Genomic DNA, 4,136 nt, shown 5'->3' with positions numbered 1-4,136 from the left:
GAGGCCGATGAGGTCGGCCATCAGGGTGGTCTGGTGGTCGAAATATTCGGCCCGGTGCGGGAGCGTGCGGTTGATCCGGCCGAAGAGCTCGAAGCTGATCAGCCCGAAGAGTTGGGTCCAGCCGGCCATGACCCGGGCGAGCAGCGCCTCGGGCAGGCCTGGCGCGATGGCGGCGGCGACCTCCGCGAGGTCGGCCCGCAGCGGCTCGGGCAACTCCTCGGGGTCGGGGGCGGCGACCCGCCCGGCGGCCAGGCCGTCGCGGAGGATGCCGATCAGGACGACCGGCGGGCGCAGCGCCGGCCCGAGGGTGTCGTCCGGGGCGGCGTACCCGGGAACCGGGCTGCCGTAGAGCAGGGCGTACTCGGCGGGATGGGCCAGGGCCCAGTCCCGGGCCGCCCGGCAGGCGGCGTGCCAACGCCCGCGTGGGTCGAGCTGGTCCGCGCCCGCGTCGGCCGTCTCCACGGCCGCTCCCAGCGCGTCGTACGCCTCGATGATCAGCGCGGTGAGCAGGTCGTCCCGGCTCGGGTAGTAGCGGTACAGGGCCGAGGAGACCATTCCCATGTCCCGGGCGACCGCCCGCAGGCTGAGGTTGGCGCCGTCGGTGGCGAGGTGGCGGCGCGCGACGGCCTTGATCTCGTCGAGCATCTCGGCGCGTACCCGGGCGCGAATCGAGGAGGCGGACATGCCACCACTCTGCCACAGTAGAGAGCGTGGATCAAAACAGTGAGCACCGCTCTTGACGGGGGTGGCCTCCAGCGTCATGCTGGGTGCGAGCTCAAGAGAGCGGTGCTCTCTATTCGTACCCCCGATTCGAAGGGTGACCTGTGATGTCGCTGCATGTGATCGTCGGCGCCGGACCCGTCGGCACCGCCACCGCCTACCGCCTGGCTGCCGCCGGCGAGCGGGTCCGGGTGGTCACCCGGCGCGGCACCGGCCCGGACCACCCGGCCGTCGAGCGGGTCGCCGCCGACGCCGCCGACCCGGACCGGCTCGCCACGCTCGCCGACGGCGCAGTCGCCGTCTACAACTGCGCCAACCCGGCATACCACCGCTGGGCGAGGGACTGGCCGCCGCTGGCCGCCGCGCTGCTCACCGCCGCCGGGCGCACCGGGGCCGTGCTCGCCACGGTCGGCAACCTCTACGGGTACGGGCCGGTCGACGGGCCGATGACCGAGGCCACCCCACCGGCGGCGGCCGGCACGAAGGGGCGGGTCCGCAACCGGATGTGGGCCGAGGCGCTGGCCGCCCACCGGGCGGGGCAGGCCCGGGTGACCGAGGTACGTGGCTCCGACTACCTCGGCGTCGGCACGACGTCGCTGCCGATGCTGCTGCTGCCCCCGGTGCTCGCCGGCCGGCGGGTGGTCCTGCCCGTCGACTTCGACGCCCCGCACACCTGGACGTACGTCGACGACGTCGCGCGTACCCTCGTGGTGGCCGCCGCCGCCGAGCGCGCCTGGGGCCGGGCCTGGCACGTGCCCAGCCCGCCCGCGGTCTCCGTGCGGGAGTTGGCCACCCGGGCCGCCGCCCTGGCCGGCGCCCCCGCCCCGAGACTCGTCCGGCTGCCGTACCCCGGGCTGTGGCTGGCCGGACTGGTCAACCCGTTCGCGCGGGAGCTGCGGGAGACGGCGTACCAGTTCGACCGCCCGTACCTGATGGACTCGACCTCGGCCACCGAGATCCTCGGCGTCGAGCCGACCCCGCTGGACCGCGCGCTCGCGCAGACCGTCGCCGCCCTGCGCCACGTCGCCCCGGCGACCGGTGCCGGAAGCGGCGACCCACGCCGGAGGCACTGAGAGCCGCCGGGGGGGGGTGGGAGCCGCCGCGAATGGTGAGAGGGAACCCCGCTCTACCGTAGGCGTTGAGAAGGGGCCCTTCCTTGCCGTCGCCGCGCCGGGCCGAGGGCGGCGAGCAGCACGGCGACCAGGGTGAGCGCGGCACCCAGCAACGTGTTCACCCCCGGGTGCGAGGCCGTGGTCGGCAGCACCACGTCCAGCAGGGCCGCACCCACGACCTGCCCGGCGATGGTGGCCAGGCCGAGCAGCAGCACCCCGGTGAACCGCACGACGGCGACGGCGACCGCGATGAAGACGATGCCGATCGGCCCGCCCAGGTAGAGCCAGGGCTCGGCCGGGAGGCTCCCGTCCGGGTGGCCCCGCACGGCCACGTCCACCACGAACGCGGCGAGCAGCGCCACGGTGCCGACGGCGAAGTTGACCAGCGTCGCCGCCAGGGCGCTGCCGGTGGCCACCCGGACCCGGCCGTTGACGGCCTGCTGCCAGGCGACGCCCACCCCGGCCAGCAGCGGCAGCAGCGCCAGACCCAGCGCGCCCGGGTCGCCGAGCCGGTCGCCGACCGCCAGCAGCACGGCCAGCACGGTCAGCGCCGCGCCGACCAGGCGGCTCGGGGTGACCGCCTGCCGGCCGGCGGGGCCGAGCCCGGCCCGGTCGACCAGCAGGCTGCTGCCGGACTGCCCGGCGACCGCCGCCACGGTGAACACGGCGACGCCGAGCGTGCCGATGGTCAACCCTTGAGCGGCCACGAAGAGCGCCCCGCAGGCACCGCCGAGGCACTGCCACGGCCGCAGCGACCCGCCGGCAAGCGCCGCCCGCAGCGCGGCCAGGCCCCGCCGCCCATCTGGGGTGGCCGCAACCAGCACCAGCAGCACCAGCAGGCCGAGGCCGAACGAGATCACCGCGGCGGCGATCCCGTCGGCCAGCCGTACGCCCAACTCGCCGTTGATCCGGGACTGTACGGCCACGGCGACCCCGGAAGCGGTGGCCAGCCCGACGCCCGTGATCCGGCGGGCGGTCGGCAGGGTCGGCGGGGGCGCGATCCAGGTGGCGGTCATTCCTGTTCGGCGAGGGGGCGGCCGTCGAAGTCGACGGCCGAGTACAGCGCGAGCTTCTCCAGCCGGTGGTACGAGTCGATCACCCGGATCGTGCCGCTCTTCGAGCGCATGACGATCGACTGGGTGTAGGCCCCGCCGGCCCGGTAGCTCACACCGCGTAGCAGGTCGCCGGAGGTGACCCCGGTCGCCACGAAGAAGCAGTTGTCGCCGGTGACCAGGTCGTCGGTGGTGAGCACGCGGTCCAGGTCGTGCCCGGCGGCGAGCGCCTTCTCCCGCTCCTGCGCGTCGCGCGGCCAGAGCTTGGCCTGCATCACCCCGCCCATGCACTTGAGGGCGCAAGCGGCGGTGATCCCCTCCGGGGTGCCGCCGATGCCCATCAGCACGTCGACGTCCGACTCGTTCCGGGCGGCGGCGATCGCGCCCGCGATGTCGCCGTCGGAGATGAACCGGATGCCCGCCCCCGCCCGCCGGATCTGGGTGATCAGGTCGTCGTGGCGGGACCGGTCGAGCACGCAGACGGTGACCTCGGACACGTCGGTGCCCTTGACCTTGGCGATCCGGCGCAGGTTGTCGGCGACTCCGGCGTTGATGTCGACCACGTCGGCGTAGGTCTGGCCGACGGCCAGCTTCTCCATGTAGAACACGGCGCTCGGGTCGAACATCGCCCCCCGCTCGGCCACCGCGAGGACGGCGAGCGCGTTCGGCATGCCCTTGCTCATCAGCGTGGTGCCGTCGATCGGGTCGACCGCGACGTCCACCTCGGGGCCGGAGCCGTCGCCGACCTCCTCGCCGTTGAAGAGCATCGGCGCGTTGTCCTTCTCGCCCTCACCGATCACCACGACGCCCCGCATCGGGATCGAGTTGATCAGCTTGCGCATGGCGTCGACCGCTGCTCCGTCGCCGCCCTCCTTGTCGCCCCGACCGACCCAACGGCCGGCGGCCATCGCCGCGGCCTCGGTGACCCGGACCAGGTCGAGGGCGAGGTTGCGGTCGAGATTCTGGGGGGTACGCGTCCTGGCGCTCGTCATGACGGCTTCCTCCTCGCGACGTTGCGGGGTGGACCGGCGAACGTGGCCGTCGCCGCCGCCGGCTTTGTCGCTGATCCTCACACGATCGTCAACCTATCGTCGGGCCGGGGCGCTGGTGGCCAGCTTCCCGGCAACCGGGCGGTGGGACAGATCACCCCGGTCACCCGGCGGTGGCGGTTCGGTCGGCGGCGACCCGGGGCTGGAACAATGCAGGGGTGGAACCCGGACAGCCCGCCGACTCCCGCCCCGCCGAGCCGACC

Annotated in this window: 4 protein-coding genes; 1 reads left to right on the top strand and 3 read right to left on the bottom strand. The window is 74.3% G+C overall.

The window, feature by feature from the left end:
- The coding region (locus E1258_RS30550; protein WP_132407207.1) for a TetR/AcrR family transcriptional regulator at window positions 1–684 on the bottom strand (684 nt) is incomplete at its 3' end.
- A 143-nt stretch (window positions 685–827) separates the two neighbouring features.
- On the opposite strand from E1258_RS30550, the gene E1258_RS30545 reads away from it, so the two are divergent.
- Window positions 828–1,793: an NAD-dependent epimerase/dehydratase family protein gene (locus E1258_RS30545; RefSeq protein WP_132407205.1), complete on the top strand. Its 966-nt coding sequence runs from the start codon at window positions 828–830 to the stop codon at window positions 1,791–1,793.
- 53 nt (window positions 1,794–1,846) lie between these two features.
- Here the strand turns inward: E1258_RS30545 and E1258_RS30540 are convergent, their stop codons facing one another.
- Together E1258_RS30540 and glpX are read right to left on the bottom strand one after the other, a co-directional pair.
- Complete coding sequence (locus E1258_RS30540; protein ID WP_132407203.1) at window positions 1,847–2,848, bottom strand: DMT family transporter; 1,002 nt, start codon at window positions 2,846–2,848, stop codon at window positions 1,847–1,849.
- Window positions 2,845–3,876, bottom strand: a complete 1,032-nt coding sequence (gene glpX, locus E1258_RS30535; RefSeq protein WP_132407201.1) for a class II fructose-bisphosphatase — start codon at window positions 3,874–3,876, stop codon at window positions 2,845–2,847. The genes E1258_RS30540 and glpX overlap by 4 nt, the downstream gene beginning before the upstream one ends.
- Between the last annotated feature and the right edge of the window lie 260 nt (window positions 3,877–4,136).

The sequence above is a fragment of the Micromonospora sp. KC207 genome, from assembly GCF_004348615.1.
GTDB lineage: Bacteria > Actinomycetota > Actinomycetes > Mycobacteriales > Micromonosporaceae > Micromonospora.
Note: the sequence above shows the minus strand (reverse complement) of the source record. Positions and strands in the feature narration are given on the sequence as shown.

Coding starts and splice junctions, on each gene's coding strand:
- glpX (WP_132407201.1), bottom strand. CDS start 3,876: ATGACGAGCGCCAGGACGCGTACCCCCCAGAATCTCGACCGCAACCTC.
- E1258_RS30545 (WP_132407205.1), top strand. CDS start 828: ATGTCGCTGCATGTGATCGTCGGCGCCGGACCCGTCGGCACCGCCACC.
- E1258_RS30540 (WP_132407203.1), bottom strand. CDS start 2,848: ATGACCGCCACCTGGATCGCGCCCCCGCCGACCCTGCCGACCGCCCGC.